Origin of the sequence: Amycolatopsis sp. NPDC051372 (genome assembly GCF_040682095.1) — a bacterium.
Taxonomy (GTDB): Bacteria; Actinomycetota; Actinomycetes; order Mycobacteriales; family Pseudonocardiaceae; genus Amycolatopsis.
The window spans coordinates 85,474-99,819 of record NZ_JBFBAF010000035.1 but is presented as its reverse complement, the minus strand read 5'-3'; the positions used below and the strand labels follow the sequence as shown (position 1 = coordinate 99,819).

Genomic DNA, 14,346 nt, shown 5'->3' with positions numbered 1-14,346 from the left:
CCAGCGGGTGCGCCTGGCGACACCTGCCGCCCAGCTTCGGGGTCACGGTACCGACAGCGCATCGCCGGTTCACCGAGTGGACGACCGCCGGACTGTGGCGCGAGGTGCACCGAGCAGTCCTGGACGAGCTGGGCAGCAAAGGCCTGATCGACTGGGCCCGTGCGGTCCTCGACGGAGCCTCCGTCAGGGCCAAAAAAGGGGCGAACTGACCGGCCCGAACCCGGTCGACCGCGGCAAACCCGGCTCCAAGATCCACACCCTGTCCGACCGCAACGGCCCGCCCCTGACCGTCGCGATCTCCGCGGCCAACACCCACGACAGCCACGCGCTCAAACCCCTGGTCAACGCCATCCCAGCCACCCGCTCCCACCGCGGACCGCGCCGCAGGAAACCGGCCAAGCTGCACGCCGACAAGGCCTACGACATCCCCGCCCTGCGCGACTGGCTCCGCCACCGCCGGATCATCCCGCGCATCGCCCGCAAAGGCAACGAATCCTCCAACAAACTCGGCAAACACCTGTCCGAAAAGCCCGTTGAACTGGAAATTATCCAGAGCCAACGGGCTCGTTCAGCCGTCGGGACGACAGGACCTGAACTCTCGACCCCGTCACCCGCACCCCTGCTCAGCGCACAGTGGGCGGGATGTTCAGGTTGACACGGAAGAGGTTCGCCGGGTCCCGCTGGGCCTTGACTTCCGCAAGTCTGGCGTATGTCTCAGCGCTGAAGGCATTTTGGGTGAGCGTGGGATCGCTGGCGAAGTTATAGGCAACACCTTCGGTCTTCCACGGCTGGATGGCCTTGTGCAGCTGGGCGTGATCCTCAGCGGCGCCGGCCAACAGCTGCGGCGGGACGATCGACACCGCGTAGACGAGGAAAGCCGCGTCCCTGTTGCCGACAGCGTTGGCGTGCTTGGGTTCGCGGGACAGTGCGCCACCGAGGTGCCTGATCTCGACGAGCGTCGCCGAGGGCTCCAGGTCGGCGATGGCGTCCGCGGTCCCTGCGGAGAATTCGCTCAGCAAAGCCGTGGTGTCGATGAAGGGGATCGGTCCCGGAGGGTCATTGTGTATTGTGCCGACCTGCGAGTACGGGAGGACACCGACAGAGGCGATGAGCAACGGTGCGATCGAACGCAGGGGCGCCACGAGCCGCTCACCTTCGGTCTCTGGTCCGTTGTAGGCGATACGAACGTGGGTCACGTATTTGCCGCGCAACGGATCCGGGAGCGTCGGGTCAGGCGGAAGCCGGAGCAGGGCGACCGAGGAGGTCATCTCTTCGGGCACGGTCTCGGTCCACGCGCTGTATGCACGCAGCACCTCACGCGCCGCCGAGCCGAGAAAATACAGCCCACCACCATAGAGAGAGGAAACCGGGAATAGATCGACCACAATGGACGTGACGATACCGAAATTGTTCTTACCGCCTCGAACCGCCCAGAAGAGGTCCTGGTTCTCCTCGGGACTGGCCAGTCGCTCGACTCCGTCCGCAGTCACGATGGTCAGCGACCGGACGTGGTCGGCGGCATATCCGAACGAGCGGGCGAGCGGGCCGACGCCACCGCCAAGGGTGTACGACACCGCACCGACCGACGGAGCAGCGCCGTTCAGTGGCGCGAGGCCGTACTTCACCGCTGCCTCAACGACTTGCCGCCATACCGTGCCGGCTTCGACGCGTGCGGTCCGTGCGCTCGCATCGATCTCGACTCCATTCATCTGCCGTGTGGTGACCAGGACCGCGCCGTCCGAGGGCTGTGGTGCATGCCCTGTCGCCTGCACCGCGACCGGCAGGTTCTGACGTACACCGAAAAGCACCGCTTCCCGCACGTCCGCCGACGACGTCGCACTGACTATGATCGCGGGCGACTGAACCACGGCTATATTGTAGCCACTCCACTCGGCGTCGTAGCCCGAGTCTTCAGGCAACAAGACCTGCCCGCGCACGGCGCGGGCAAGCTCGGCCGCGGCCGAGCGGAAATCGTTGTCAGAGTTCATGACCTTCTGAAACCTATCGTAATAGTGTTGCCAGGAATGGACTTGGGCGTGGACTACGCTCACTCTTGATTCCACTCTGGCCAGAATCAGCACGAGAGTCAACCGCAAGCTTGGCAAGTCCTCGCCGATGACAGATCTTCCACAGCAAACGCTACTGCACGCCCTCCGGCTGCAGCGGCGGGCGGACCATCCGCCGATGGTCCGAGTCCTCTTCGACGTTGCTGCGCAGCGTCACGAAGGCTACGATCCCGTCGAGTCGCCGCGATTCCTGTCTCACGCGGAGAAAATTCCCGACACCTTCGCACTCGCCCGGGCTCCTCTGTTCACGGCGGATAATGATCGGCTGATTTTTATCGTACTGGAGTCCAGATGGTCACCACTCACGACACCGCACCTCCCCACGCGGCTTGATCGACGAAGCGTTGCCCTCGGCGCCGCAGGCTCGCGCCCGCGGCAAGGTCACCATCTACTTCGTCGTGTTCGATGTGCTGGCTTATGGCGCCGACGACTTGCGGGCAGTGCCGTATCAGCGCCGGCGGGCCCGGCTTGAGCAGCTCTTCGTGGCGGCGGCACCGCCGCTGCAGTTGGCGCCGAGCACAACCGACCGGGTTGCCGCGATGGCGTGGATACCGCCGGAGGTCAGCGCCGTGGGCATCGAGGGCATGGTTGCAAGCTCGTCGACGCGCCGTATCGCCCGGGCCGTACCGGCGCATGGGTGAAGATCCGCCAGACGACGGTCGTGGATGCGCTGGTGGTCGACGTCACCGGGGAGTTCGGAGCAGCCGGTCGAGGTCGTGCTGGCGCGCCGTGATGAAACTGGGGAGCTGCGCCGGACTGTCACTGCCGTTGGCGCCGTCGTTGAGAGAGTCCCGTGACGGCACGACCGCTGATGGGGATATGCGACGTGATCGCTGTGTAGGACCAGACCCCTGAGGCGATCCGCCGGCTGGGCGAGCAGCGCCTGGCCCACTGGCCGTGCGCGCGCTGCGCGAGAAGGACGTACAGGTGAAAACACTTGCCGCCTCGCTCGGCTACTCCTCGGAGAGCGCCTTCACCAACGCTTTCAAACGCACGATCGGGATCGCTCTAGGCGCCACCGAGTGTTGTCGACGACGCGTGAATGCTGACCCCGTGTCGGCCGGCGGGACACACCTGCCCCAGACCAGTGTCTGGGGCAGGTGTGTCCGGCTCACAGGGGCAACCTCAGTTCACCAATTGAGGCAAATTTACCGACCTTGACGATCGTGACACGAGCTGCTTACCATAATTTTCATTTAAACGCGCGCGTGCAGTCAAATTACTGATCAAAGACTGGCAGCCGCTCAGCTCGCCTCGCTGACGGCCCTGTCGTGTCGACAAGAATCCATCGTGACAGGAGGACCGAGCATGTCTCAGATGAAGGCAGCCGTCATCTCCGAGGTCAACGGCCCGTGGGTACTTGAAGATCGCCCCGTCCCGGAGGTCGGACCGAACGACGTGCTTGTACGGATCCACGCATCCGGCATCTGTGGCACCGACGTCTGGATTTCCAACGGCACGCTGTCGTTCAAGGAGTTTCCGCTGATCCTGGGCCATGAGAGCGTCGGTGAAGTCGTCGGCGTGGGGTCAAGCGTCACCAGTCGCAAGGTCGGCGACCGCGTCGGAATCCCGATGCACCAGAAGACGTGCGGTGTGTGCGATTTCTGCCGTGAGGGACACCCCATCAGCTTCGTCAGCGCGGTGAATTGTGCCAATCCGACGCTGACCGGCGTCAACGTGGACGGCGGTTTCGCCGAGTTCATCGCCGCCGACGCCAACGGAACTGTACAGCTACCCGATGGAATCTCGTACGAGGACGCAGCTCCGACGATGTGCGCCGGCTACACCGTGTGGTCCGGGCTGCGAAGGGCTGACGCGAAGCCCGGCGCCAAGATCGCGGTCGTCGGCATCGGCGGCCTCGGCCACCTCGCGATCCAGTACGCGAAGGCCGTCGGCTACCACGTCACGGCGGTGACCCGCACGCCTGTCAAGGATGAGCTCGCGCGGGAATTCGGCGCGGACGACGTCGTCGCTGACGGCGCGGCCTTGAAGGATGCGGGCGGGGCTGACGTGCTCATGCACACCAGCAGTTCGCATGCGGCCGTTGTGGACGCTATGACCGGCCTCAAACCTTGGGGCAAGGTCGCCATGATCGGCATCGCCACCGACGAGGTGGCACTGCCGGCCGGACCGGTGACGTTCCAGAGCTACCAGATCATCGGCTCCGCGCACAACGGCACGGAGTACCTCGTCGAGGCCCTCGACTTCGTGGCGCGAGGAATCGTCAAGCCGATGGTCGACGTGTACCCGAAGGAGCGTGTTGGCGACGCGTACGAGGCCGCGGCCACAAGTACGGCGCGTCTTAGGGCAGTGGTCACCTTCTGACTGGCGGCCAAGCCACCACGCGCGTAGATCAGAAAGCGCGGAGGGTGCTCCCCACTGGCCCGGTGTATTGCCGGTGATATAGCCCTGATCGCGCTCGACTGGTCACTAGACGGCGAAGGCCCCGACGGCAAGCCCGTGTACTTCAGGCAAGTTGGACACCATCGCTGTGGCGGTGGCGAACGGACCGGAGGACGAGGCCAGTTGGCTGTCGCTCGGCTGGCAGCTGGCCGAGCCGGACGTACGTTGTCTGCGGCGACGGATCTTCACGGCATCGAGGAATGGGGACCTGAAACAGGTCCGCAATCTGCAGAAGCTGATGCTGCGCTCGCGCGCCAACGCCCGGCATTGATCAGATACGCCGACGACTTCATCGTGTTCTGCATCTCCCGGGAGCTGGCCGATGCGGTCACGCGCGGCTCGCCGCCTGGTGGGACCGCCCCGGGGCCCCGCAGCGGTCCCACCACCTCGTGGAGGCCGGACAGTTGGGGCAACAGGACGTACACGGCCGCGCCGAAGAGCAGCAGTCCGATGATCGTGCTCGGGCGCAGTGGGGAATGGAAGGTGGGGCTCGGCCGGTCGATGGCGTCGGCGAGCGTCTCCCGGAGGTCGGTCAGCACGTAACGGCCATCGACCTGCGTCCGGATCCTGCGGGGCAGGGCGAGGGGCTGAAGGTAGGCCAGGGATGTCTCGAGTTGGTCGGGCGACAGCGTCCGGCGGGCGCTGCGGACCGTCCGCTGGACACCGACCAGAGCCGTAAGCGACACCAGCGCCTCCGCGATGTCCTGCGCGCAGCGTCGCGGGGCCGCGCTCACCCTGCCGAAGGTGAAGTTGAGCAGCCACACGTCGCCGGCGGTGTCGATGAGGAAGTTCTTGGGCCTCAGGTCGTGGTGGGCGATCCGGGCCGTGGACAAGATCGCGACCTGCCTCCAGATGCCGTCCAGCAACGACTCGTCGATCTCGGTGGAATCCAGCTGGGTCAAGCGGCGTCCCTCGACCTGCCGGCGCACAGCAGCGGCGAGCCGTGCTCCGTTTCGCAGACCGACACGACCGGCGGCGTCAGTCGCTGGTCGGACGGTGTGCGGCCCTTGAGAGCGTCGAAACAGGCACACCAGCCGACCAACGCCCTGCGCAAACTCTCAGCCAGCCGGTTGAGCGAACAGGCTCTTGCCGCCGCAGACGTAGAGCACCTGACCGGTGATCGACTGTGCTTCGGGCGATGCGAAGAACCGTGCGGCCCACGCGACGTCGCGAGCGTCGCCGAGCGTGCCCATGGGCTGCGCTTGCAGCAGTCGTTCCATCACCTCCGGCAGTTCGCGCCGCAGGAGCGGGGTGTCGATCAAGCCCGGCGCCAGGCAATTCACGGTGATGCCGTATTTCGCCATCTCGATCGCCAGCGAGCGGGTGGCCGACACCGTGCCGCCCTTGGACGAGGCGTATGCGAGCTGCCCGAACCAGCCGAGCCATGCGCGGGAGGCGATGTTGATGACCCTGCCACGGCGCTTCTTGGTCATGCTCGTCACCGCTGCCTGCGAACACAGGAACACGCCGGTCTGGTTGATCGCGACAGTGCGGTTCCACTCGTCGTCGGTGATGCGTCGTACGCCGCGGTCGATGCTGATGCCGGCGTTGTTGACGAGGATGTCGACCGGACCGAGCTCCGCCTCGGCGCGGGCGAAGAGCTTCTCGACCGCCTCGCGGTCCGCGACGTCGACGGGGAGCCCGACTGCAGTTCCGCCCGCGGAGCGGATCCGCTCGGCCGCTTCATCGGCCTTGTCCCGCGCGAGGTCGGCGATCACCACCTTGGCGCCGCAGGAGGCGAACTCTTCGGCGATCGCGTTCCCGATCCCGCTGGCGGCCCCCGTGATGACGGCCACCTGCCCGGAAATGCTCATGATATTTCCTTTGTGGATGATAGAAATTGCTTAGACGGACAGGCTCGACAGCAGGCTTGCGCCGCCGCAGCAGTAGAGCACCTGCCCGGTGATGTATCCGCTCCGGTCGTCGAGGAAGAACGCCGTGGTGTGGGCGATGTCCTCGGCGGTCACAGGCTGAGGCAGCAATGGCTGCGGTTCGCGCAGATGGCTCCCAGCGGGTCCGTCGGCGCCGTGCAGCGCACTGCCTTCCACGGGAAGGCTGGCGACGACGTTCACGGTGATCCCGCGTGGCCCGAGCTGCAATGCGAGGCTTCGGGCGAAGGCCACGAGCGCGGCAGAGGTCGCGGCCGTGCGTGGCCGGTTCGGCCAGCCCAAGCCGTCTCGGCTGGTGACGACGACGATCTTGGCGCCGCCACCCTCGCGGGAACGCATCCGGGGCAATGCGCGGTCGACCAGGCTGGTCAGATCGTCGATCACCGAGCCGGTGTGCACCTCGTCGTCGCCGCTGAACAGGTCGGGTGCGTAGACGAGCGCGGCGATCGGCTGTTCGCCGCGGGCGGTACCGACGTCGTGTGCGACCGTCCAGCCGGCTTGCTGAAGCCGGCCGGCGAGTGCGGAAGTGACGAGGGAGCCGGATCCGGCGACGACGGCGACTGCGCCGCTGCCCTGCTGGGTTTCAGTCATGTTCGAGCTTTCGGTCAGGTCGTGGTGAGGATGTGGACGGCGCAGGCGCCGTTGTCGACACCGAAGATGCCGCCGCCCGTGACGTGGGTGAGCGCGACCTCGGCGCCGGGAACCTGGAGGGGACCGGCTTGTCCGGTGAGTTGCCAGTATGCCTCGCAGATCTGCGTCACGCCTGTGGCGCCGACCGGGTGTCCGCGCGAGAGCAGGCCGCCGCTGGGGCTGATCGCGACCCGGCCGTCGCGATCGAATTCGCCTGCTGAGACCGCCTTGAAAGCCTGTCCGCGTTCGGCGAGCCCGAGCGCTTCGGAGTGCAGCAGCTCCGCGATGCTGAAGGCGTCGTGCAACTCGACCAGGTCGAGATCCGCCGGACCCAGCTCGGCCATGTCGTAGGCCGCGCGGGCGGTTCGGGCGGTGATGTCGGGCCAGGTCATGTCGCGGTAGGAGGTGTGGAACAGGCCAGAGCGGACCGCGCTTCCACGGATGCGAACGGTTGGCGAGCCGAGCTCTCGGGCCACATCCTCGGAGCACAACAGGACTGCTGCTGCTCCGTCGCTGTTGGGACAGCAGTGCAGCAAGCGAAGGGGATCGGCGACCGGCCGTGATTCGGCGACGTCACCGGCCGTGGCTGCCTTCTGGAAGTGGGCCCGTGGGTTGTCCGCGCCATTGCGGCGATTCTTCACGGAGACGCGGCCCAGGTCGTCGGGCGTGGCGCCGAAGTCGTGCAGGTACCGCTGGGCGCGCATCGCGTACGCGCCAGGCATGACCATGCCCTGGTCGATTTCGAGGTCCGCGGTGGTCAGCGGCAGGGTGCCGCCGCCGAACGCCGAGAGGTTCTCCGCGCCGAAGGCGATGACGCAGTCTGCGGTCCCGGCAGCGATCGCTTGCCACCCGAGGTGCACTGCGGAAGCGCCGCTGGCACAGGCGTTCTCAACCGTGTACACCGGCTGGCCGGACACGCCTACTCGTTGCAGCACACGCTGGGCCAGCAGCGAACCTCCGTAGGAGGAACCACCGAAGCCGGTGTCGACCCGGTCCGGTGTGATCCCGGTGCTCTGGATGAGATCGCGCACCGCGCGGTAGCCGAGCTCGGCCGCGCTCAGTTCTCGGTGCTTGCCGAACGGATGCACGGCCGCACCCGCTACGAAAACCGGCTTCATTGTGTACCTCCTGTGGTCGGGGTGACGACGTAGGACGAGAACTCCCCGTCGTCGTCAGCGCCGATCGGCCCGATGCGGAGGTCGACCGGCGTGCCGGGCTCGAGTGCTTCGTCTCCGGCGACGTGCGCGAGGACCCTGACGCCCGAGACGTCGACGTAGGCCAGTACGTACGGTGGTCGGAATTTCGCCGGACCGATCCGCACGACGGTGGAGGCGTAGGCGACGCCGTGGTCGTCGGTGGTGGTCTGCTCTACGTCGGGGGACGCGCAGGCGGAGCACACATCCCGCGGCGGGAACCAAGTCCTGTCGCAGCGGGTGCAGTGCGTGGTGGCAAGCGCGACGCGATCTCCGCGGTCGCGGATCCAGCTGCGCCCGACGACGCGGGCGGTCGTGGTTGGTGGTGTGTTCATGGCGTTCCTCTCCGGTCAGCGGCCTCGGTATTCGGGCGTGCGGCGTTCAGCGAAAGCGGTGCGACCTTCCACTCGGTCTTCGGTGTCCCGAAGCAGGCCCCACAGCAGCTGCTCGAGCTGCACGGATTCGGTCAGCGGCAGGTCACCGGTGCGCTGGGAGAGCGTCTTGAGGCTTTTGACCGCGAGCGGTCCATTGGCCGCGATCCGGTTCGCGACCTCCAGCGCGTGGTCGACCAGACGGTCGGGCGGTACGACCTCGCTGACCAGGCCGATCCGGTGCGCTTCGGCCGCGTCGATCCGGTCACCGGTGAGGATCATCTTCATGGCCACCGCCCGGGGGACCGCGCGCAAGAGTTTGGACACCCCGCCGACCGCGGGGACGCTGGCCCACCGAGCCTCGGGCAGGCCGAAGGTGGCGTTGTCGCTGGCGATGCGCACGTCACAGTCCAGCGCAATCTCCATGCCTCCGCCGAGTGCGTGGCCGTTCACCGCGGCGATGAGGGGCTTGTTGATGCGCAGCTCACTGATCGTGATCGCGCGGACGTAGAGTCCCTCGTCGACGCTCTGCTCGTACGGCGCGAAGTACGCTTCGGCGAAGGACGTTTGCGGGGGCAGTGTCTTCTTCAGATCGGCGCCGGTGCAGAACGCGCGCTCGCCGGCCCCGGTCAGGACGGCGACGAGCAGTTCGGGGTCGTCGCGAAACTCCCGCAGCCGCTCGTTGAGCTCGCGCATCGACGCGATGTCGAGGGCGTTGAGTGCCTCGGGGCGGTTCAGGTGGATGAGGAAGACGCGATCTCTGCGTTCGGTTTCGATGGCCATGTCAGCCCACGACTCCTTCCCGCGCCAGGCGCGCGTATGTCTTCTCGTCGATGCCGAGCAGGTCGAGGCACACGGACCGGCTGTCAGCGCCGAGCAGCGGCGCGGGAGCCCGCAGCCGGCCTGGGGTTCGAGACAACCGATACGGGATTCCGTCGTAGACGCTCGGACCCATTACCGGGTGGTCGAGCTGCACCCAGTGCTCGCGCGCTCTCAGCTGCGGGTCGCGGTGCAGCAGGTCGTCGGTGTTGCGCACGGGCGATGCTGGGACGCCGGCGTCGGCGAGTGCGTCCGCGAGCTTGGTCGCATCCCAGGCGCTGGTCTCGGCTGAGAGCACCTTGTCGAGCTCTCGTCGGGCCCGGTGGCGGGCCGCCGCGTCGGTGAAGTCGGGCCGGGCCATCCACGCCGGAGCGCCCAAAACTCTGGTCAGCGCCTGCCACTGGGGGTCGTCGAACACGCCGATCGCGCACCACGAGTCCTCGTCCCTGCAGGGGTAGACGCCGTGCGGCGCCGCGACGGGGTCGTCGTTGCCCGCTCGTTCGACGCGGTGTCCGGCCGATGCCGCGAGCAGGGCCGGCCCGATGACGTTGACCGTGGACTCGAGCTGGGCGAGTTCGATGTACTCCCCACGTCCGGTGCGGCGCCGGTTGCGCAGGGCGGCAAGGACGGCGATCGCGGCGTGCAGCGGGTTCGGGACGTGGTCGGGGTAGTTGGTGCCGGTGCCGACGGGCGGCCGATCTGGGTAGCCGGAAAGTCCCAGCAGGCCGCCCGCCGCGGCGATCGCGAGCCCGTAGCCGCCGAAGTCACGATGCGGGCCGGCGTTGCCCTGCATGGGCATTTCGATGTAGATGATGTCCGGCCGTATCTTCTTGACCGTGTCGTAGCCGAGGCCGAGCCGGTGCATGGTCCCCGGGGTGAAGTTGTCGGCCACGACGTCGCTGCGGGCGATGAGCTCCAAAGCGATCTCGCGTCCTTCGGGGTGCTTGAGGTCGATGCACACGGAGCGCTTGCTGGTGTTGCGGTTGGCGAAGTACCCGCTGCGGTCAGGCCCGGGTTCACCGTCGCGGAACGGCGCCATTGAGCGAATCGGATCGGTACGCGTCCTCGATTCGATCTTGATGACATCCGCGCCGTGGTCGGCCAGCGGTTTGGTGAGAAAGGGCCCGGCGCCGACCCATGTGAAGTCGGCGATCCGGACGCCTTCGAGCGGTAAAGCGTCCGTCATGCGGTGATCCTTTCGTGGTGAAGAACTGAGCTCGTTGCCCGCTCTGGAAGGCCGGCACCAGGGCCGACGTTCGCGTGGCTGAACCGGTACGGCGGACCGGGGAGCATCAACTCGACGGTGCCCACGGTGATCCGGCGGAAGTAGCTCTGCGCGTTGAGTTGCGGGCTGTTGAGCAGATCGTCCGGAGTGGACACCGGGGCGATGCTGATGCCGCGGCGCTGCCCCGTCTGGTAAAGGTCTTCCTTGGTCCGGTTGAGCGCGAAGCGCTCGAATATCGTGCGGAAGTCCGCACGGGCCTCGGTGCTGCGGCGCCACTCGGCTTGCTGCCAGCGGTCCTCACGCAGCTTCGCGGCTTCGCCGATGCCGCCTTCCTCGAGCCAGTCGACGATCGCCGGCCACGCGAGCGGGCGACCGCCGAGCCCGCCCACCAGGTAGACCCAGCCGTTGGCGCATCGGAACAGGCCGGTGCCGGCCTCCATCGGCCCCGCGCCGGCCCGTTTGCGGACCAGCCCTTCCAGATCCAAGGACTGAACTGCGTTCTCGAGAGAGTGCGCCACAGCCTCCTGCACGGAGACATCGACAGTCTGGCCGCGGCCGGAAGTTTCCAGGGCGAGCAGCGCGATCAAGGTGGCGGCCGCCGCGTGCACCCCGCCGACGACGGCCGACTGGCTGCCCCACGGCCGCACCGGTTCGCGGTCGGGGTCTCCGGCCAAGCTCAAGAGTCCGCCGGCGGCCAGTAGGGTGAGGTCGCTGGCGGGCCGGTCGGCGTGCGGGCCGGTCAGGCCGTAGGGGCTGATCGAGACGTGTACGAGCGACGGGTGCCGCCGTGTGACGTCGTCCGGGTGGAGGCCTTTCGCGCGCAACGCCGCCGGCCCCTCACTGGTCAGCAGGATCTGCCCCGTGCCGAGGAGCTCGTCGAGGTCCACTTCGGACTCGGAGACGCTGGTCTTGCCCACTTCGGTGAAAACGAAGCTCAGCGACATGCCATCGGCGGTGAGGGGCGGTCGTTGCCGTTCGGGGACGCCACCGTCGGGTTCGACGCGGATTACCTCGGCGCCGAGGTCAGTGAGAAGCCGGCCTGTGTAGGCGCCCAGCCACGTCGTGAGGTCGATGACCCGGACCCCGTCCAACGGGCCTGGGTTCGTCGGGATTTCCGTCACGTTCACCACCAGCCTGTCAGAATGAGGAGTGTCCAGGTCACGATCGGTGCCACCAGGACCAAGCCGAGACCCCACAACGTGAGTCGCTTGTAGACCACGGCTTGTTGGTCTTCGGGGGAGTTGGCGACCACTAGCGCACCGTTGGTCGAGAATGGGCTGGAGTCGACGACGGATGCCGAGATCGACAGCGCGGCCACGAGTCCGATCGCTCCGACTTGGCCGGAAGCGAGCAGCGGCACGGCAAGCGGGATGAGCGCTCCGAGGATGCCGGTTGTCGAGGCGAACGCCGAGACGATCGCTCCCACGAAGCAGATCACCAAAGCCGCCAGCGCCGGTGCGGAGATGGAGGCGATCCCGTCGCCGAGGTAGCGCACCGTGCCGACGGATTCGAGCAACCCGACGTAGGTGACGATCCCGCAGATCAGCAGGACCACGTTCCAGCTGACATGGCTGAGTGCGCCTTTTGCGCCGGCTGGTGCGAGCAGCGTCACGACCACGGCCACCGAGAGAGACAGGAGGCCGATGTCGAGCTCGAAGACCAGCGACCCGACGACGAGCGCGGTCAACCCGAGCACGGTGATCGTGCGTTCACGGTTGAGCTTCACGGTCTCGGTCTCGGTCTCGGTCACCGTGGCCGTCTGCAGTGCCATTCCGCCCGAAGGCGTCGTCTCCGTCGGCTCGGCGTTCTCGTCAGCACGGCGTCCTTGCCGGATGAGCTTGCGCCCTCCGAAGGCGAAGTAGACGCCGATGGCGAGGAGGAGGTTGAAGACCACGTTGCTGAGGAACAGCACCGTCGGGCTGCTCGGCAGGTGGCTCTTTCCGACGATGCCGTTGGTGATCACGCCGAGCACGCCGAGTGGGGAGAAATTCCCCGCTGACGACCCCTGCACCACCATCAGGCCCATCAGCATCGGGTTGATGCAGTATTGCGCGCCGAGCGCCATGCCGATCGGGGCGATGATCGCGACGGCGGCCGGGCTGAGTGCTCCGAGCGCAACCAGCGCGCCGCTCAAGATGAACATGACCCAGGGGATCGCGGCGACGTGGCCGCGCACGGCCCGCACGGACCATTGCACCAGCCAGTCGACTGTGCCGTTGTTCTTCGCGATGGCGAAGAGGTAGGTCACGCCGACGAGGATCACGAACAAGCTGGCGGGAAATCCGCTCAGGACGTTGGCGGCGCTCTTGCCGAACACCCAGGTTCCGACGAGGAACGAGGCCACAAGGGCCAACGCGCCGAGGTTGATCGAACGAAGCGTGCCCACCAGGAAGATCCCGGCGAGCACGAGTATCGCGACGAGGTGGGGGGACATTCAGGCTCCTTGAGGTGACGCCACTGCGCCGGGGCGACTGCACGACTCGACTTCGCAGATGCGGCGTCGACTTCGTGAATGCGAAGCTATGTTCAATTGCCTCTACGTGTCAAGGGTGTGCTTCGAAAATGCGAAGTGTGCTGCGGAGACACGAAGTGACTCTCGGTAGTACCATGGGGCTCGGCGTGTACGTGAGAGGTTGCGAGAAGAAATGAACTCAGCCCGCATCGACCGGGCGCTCAAGATCCTGCAGTACCTGGGGCACCACCAGGAGGGGGCGACGCTCAAGCGAATCTGCGGCGACCTGTCGATGCCGATGAGCAGCGCGCACGACCTACTGCGCGCGCTGGAGGAGATCGGCGCGGTGCGGATCGCGGACCAGCGCACGTACTACCTCGGCCCGCGGTCCCTCGTGCTCGCGCTGTCCATCGTCGACGCCGTCGACCTCCGGCAGATCAGCCGGCCATACCTGGCCGAGCTGTGTGAAGAGCTCAACGAAAACACGTACCTCGCTCTGCGCAGCGGCAACACGGTCACCTATGCGGACCGCTATGAGGCAGGGCAGACGCTCTCGGTCGTCATGAAACTCGGTGGCCCGCGTCCGCTGCACGGCTCGAGCATCGGGAAGCTGATCACCGCCTACAACGCCGACCTCGAGAAGCTGGTGCTCGGAACCCCGCAGCTGGACCAGCTCACTCCGTTCACCCGCACCAACCGCACCGAGCTCCGGAAGGAACTGGAGACCATCCGGGCCCGTGGCTACAGCGTGAGCGACGGCGAAAGCGTCGAGGGCATCATCGGCCTGGCCACTCCAGTCGCAAGTGCCTCCGGCGCCATCGAAGCCGCCGTCCACGTCTCGGCGCCGCGCGGTCGGCTGGCTCCTGACCGGCTTCCGCAGGTGCTCGCCGCGATGTCGCGGACTGCTGCGGCGATCTCCGCGCAACTGGGCGCACCGGCGGACGCGGTCGCCGAGAAGTCGCTGGAGGAGATTGTCGCATCGGAGGAGAAGCGGCTGGCGAACGCTGGCTGAGCCGCCTGTACAAGACCGTGGTGTTCGAGCGAAGCTCGGGTCGTCGTGGCCGGCAGGACGAGAGAGTCGGTGGTCAGGAAGTCGGTGCCGAAGTGCCCCGGGTTCGACGACGGTGACCTTCACCTCGAAGCCGGCGAGCTCCGCGGCCAGGGCTTCGCTGAGGCCCTCCAGAGCGAACGTGCCCGTGCAAGCTCATGGTGGTCTTCTTCTCCTTGAGCAGTGGATCGGTCGTGGGACCGTTGCCGGTTGTCCGGTGCGATTCCCAGCCTGGCAACCGAAAGGGCGT

15 protein-coding genes and 2 pseudogenes are annotated in these 14,346 nt (G+C 66.9%); 5 read left to right on the top strand and 12 right to left on the bottom strand.

The genetic code is table 11. From position 1 onward, the window contains the following. Positions 1-535: pseudogene (locus AB0M56_RS40385) on the top strand (IS5 family transposase); the annotation flags it as partial. 88 nt (positions 536-623) lie between these two features. Here AB0M56_RS40385 and AB0M56_RS40380 read toward each other — a convergent pair. Both AB0M56_RS40380 and AB0M56_RS40375 read right to left on the bottom strand, forming a co-directional pair. Then, on the bottom strand, positions 624-2,051 hold the full coding sequence (locus AB0M56_RS40380; protein WP_364186163.1) for an FAD-binding oxidoreductase: 1,428 nt from the start codon (positions 2,049-2,051) through the stop codon (positions 624-626). An 88-nt stretch (positions 2,052-2,139) separates the two neighbouring features. Beyond that, positions 2,140-2,265 carry a hypothetical protein gene (locus tag AB0M56_RS40375; RefSeq protein WP_364186162.1) on the bottom strand — a complete coding sequence of 42 codons (126 nt, stop codon included), beginning with the start codon at positions 2,263-2,265 and terminating at the stop codon, positions 2,140-2,142. A 130-nt stretch (positions 2,266-2,395) separates the two neighbouring features. Between AB0M56_RS40375 and AB0M56_RS40370 the strand changes: the two genes are divergently transcribed. The 3 genes from AB0M56_RS40370 to AB0M56_RS40360 all read left to right on the top strand — a co-directional run bounded on the left by AB0M56_RS40370 (position 2,396) and on the right by AB0M56_RS40360 (position 4,740). Continuing rightward, the gene (locus tag AB0M56_RS40370) at positions 2,396-2,707 is read left to right on the top strand and encodes a hypothetical protein (protein ID WP_364186160.1); all 312 of its coding nucleotides are present in this window, start codon (positions 2,396-2,398) and stop codon (positions 2,705-2,707) included. A 667-nt stretch (positions 2,708-3,374) separates the two neighbouring features. Continuing rightward, the gene (locus AB0M56_RS40365) at positions 3,375-4,391 is read left to right on the top strand and encodes an alcohol dehydrogenase catalytic domain-containing protein (RefSeq protein ID WP_364186159.1); all 1,017 of its coding nucleotides are present in this window, start codon (positions 3,375-3,377) and stop codon (positions 4,389-4,391) included. A gap of 166 nt (positions 4,392-4,557) precedes the next feature. Further along, the gene (locus tag AB0M56_RS40360) at positions 4,558-4,740 is read left to right on the top strand and encodes a reverse transcriptase N-terminal domain-containing protein (RefSeq protein WP_364186172.1); all 183 of its coding nucleotides are present in this window, start codon (positions 4,558-4,560) and stop codon (positions 4,738-4,740) included. Here the strand turns inward: AB0M56_RS40360 and AB0M56_RS40355 are convergent. From AB0M56_RS40355 to AB0M56_RS40315, 9 genes are all read right to left on the bottom strand, one after another. Next, positions 4,655-5,398 (bottom strand): hypothetical protein, encoded by a 744-nt coding sequence (locus AB0M56_RS40355; RefSeq protein ID WP_364186157.1) that lies wholly within the window; start codon positions 5,396-5,398, stop codon positions 4,655-4,657. The genes AB0M56_RS40360 and AB0M56_RS40355 overlap by 86 nt on opposite strands. Before the next feature lie 129 nt (positions 5,399-5,527). After that, positions 5,528-6,283: an SDR family NAD(P)-dependent oxidoreductase gene (locus tag AB0M56_RS40350; RefSeq protein WP_364186156.1), complete on the bottom strand. Its 756-nt coding sequence runs from the start codon at positions 6,281-6,283 to the stop codon at positions 5,528-5,530. 30 nt (positions 6,284-6,313) lie between these two features. Next, a complete protein-coding gene (locus AB0M56_RS40345) occupies positions 6,314-6,949 on the bottom strand; it encodes an SDR family oxidoreductase (RefSeq protein ID WP_364186154.1) in 636 nt (211 codons plus the stop codon). Between the two features lie 14 nt (positions 6,950-6,963). Next, complete coding sequence (locus AB0M56_RS40340) at positions 6,964-8,106, bottom strand: thiolase family protein (RefSeq protein WP_364186152.1); 1,143 nt, start codon at positions 8,104-8,106, stop codon at positions 6,964-6,966. Next, the gene (locus tag AB0M56_RS40335) at positions 8,103-8,516 is read right to left on the bottom strand and encodes an OB-fold domain-containing protein (protein WP_364186150.1); all 414 of its coding nucleotides are present in this window, start codon (positions 8,514-8,516) and stop codon (positions 8,103-8,105) included. Before AB0M56_RS40335 ends, AB0M56_RS40340 begins: the two co-directional genes overlap by 4 nt. 15 nt (positions 8,517-8,531) lie before the next feature. Next, a complete protein-coding gene (locus AB0M56_RS40330; protein WP_364186148.1) occupies positions 8,532-9,335 on the bottom strand; it encodes an enoyl-CoA hydratase-related protein in 804 nt (267 codons plus the stop codon). Position 9,336: 1 nt separating this feature from the next. Further along, positions 9,337-10,557: a CoA transferase gene (locus AB0M56_RS40325; protein WP_364186146.1), complete on the bottom strand. Its 1,221-nt coding sequence runs from the start codon at positions 10,555-10,557 to the stop codon at positions 9,337-9,339. Next, the gene (locus AB0M56_RS40320) at positions 10,554-11,717 is read right to left on the bottom strand and encodes a CoA transferase (RefSeq protein ID WP_364186145.1); all 1,164 of its coding nucleotides are present in this window, start codon (positions 11,715-11,717) and stop codon (positions 10,554-10,556) included. The genes AB0M56_RS40325 and AB0M56_RS40320 overlap by 4 nt, the downstream gene beginning before the upstream one ends. A 2-nt stretch (positions 11,718-11,719) precedes the next feature. After that, the gene (locus AB0M56_RS40315) at positions 11,720-13,030 is read right to left on the bottom strand and encodes an SLC13 family permease (RefSeq protein ID WP_364186143.1); all 1,311 of its coding nucleotides are present in this window, start codon (positions 13,028-13,030) and stop codon (positions 11,720-11,722) included. A gap of 211 nt (positions 13,031-13,241) precedes the next feature. Between AB0M56_RS40315 and AB0M56_RS40310 the strand changes: the two genes are divergently transcribed. Further along, positions 13,242-14,060 carry an IclR family transcriptional regulator gene (locus AB0M56_RS40310; protein ID WP_364186141.1) on the top strand — a complete coding sequence of 273 codons (819 nt, stop codon included), beginning with the start codon at positions 13,242-13,244 and terminating at the stop codon, positions 14,058-14,060. An 87-nt stretch (positions 14,061-14,147) separates the two neighbouring features. Here AB0M56_RS40310 and AB0M56_RS40305 read toward each other — a convergent pair. Further along, positions 14,148-14,237 (bottom strand): annotated as a pseudogene (locus AB0M56_RS40305) (short-chain dehydrogenase/reductase); the annotation flags it as partial. Positions 14,238-14,346 lie beyond the last annotated feature (109 nt).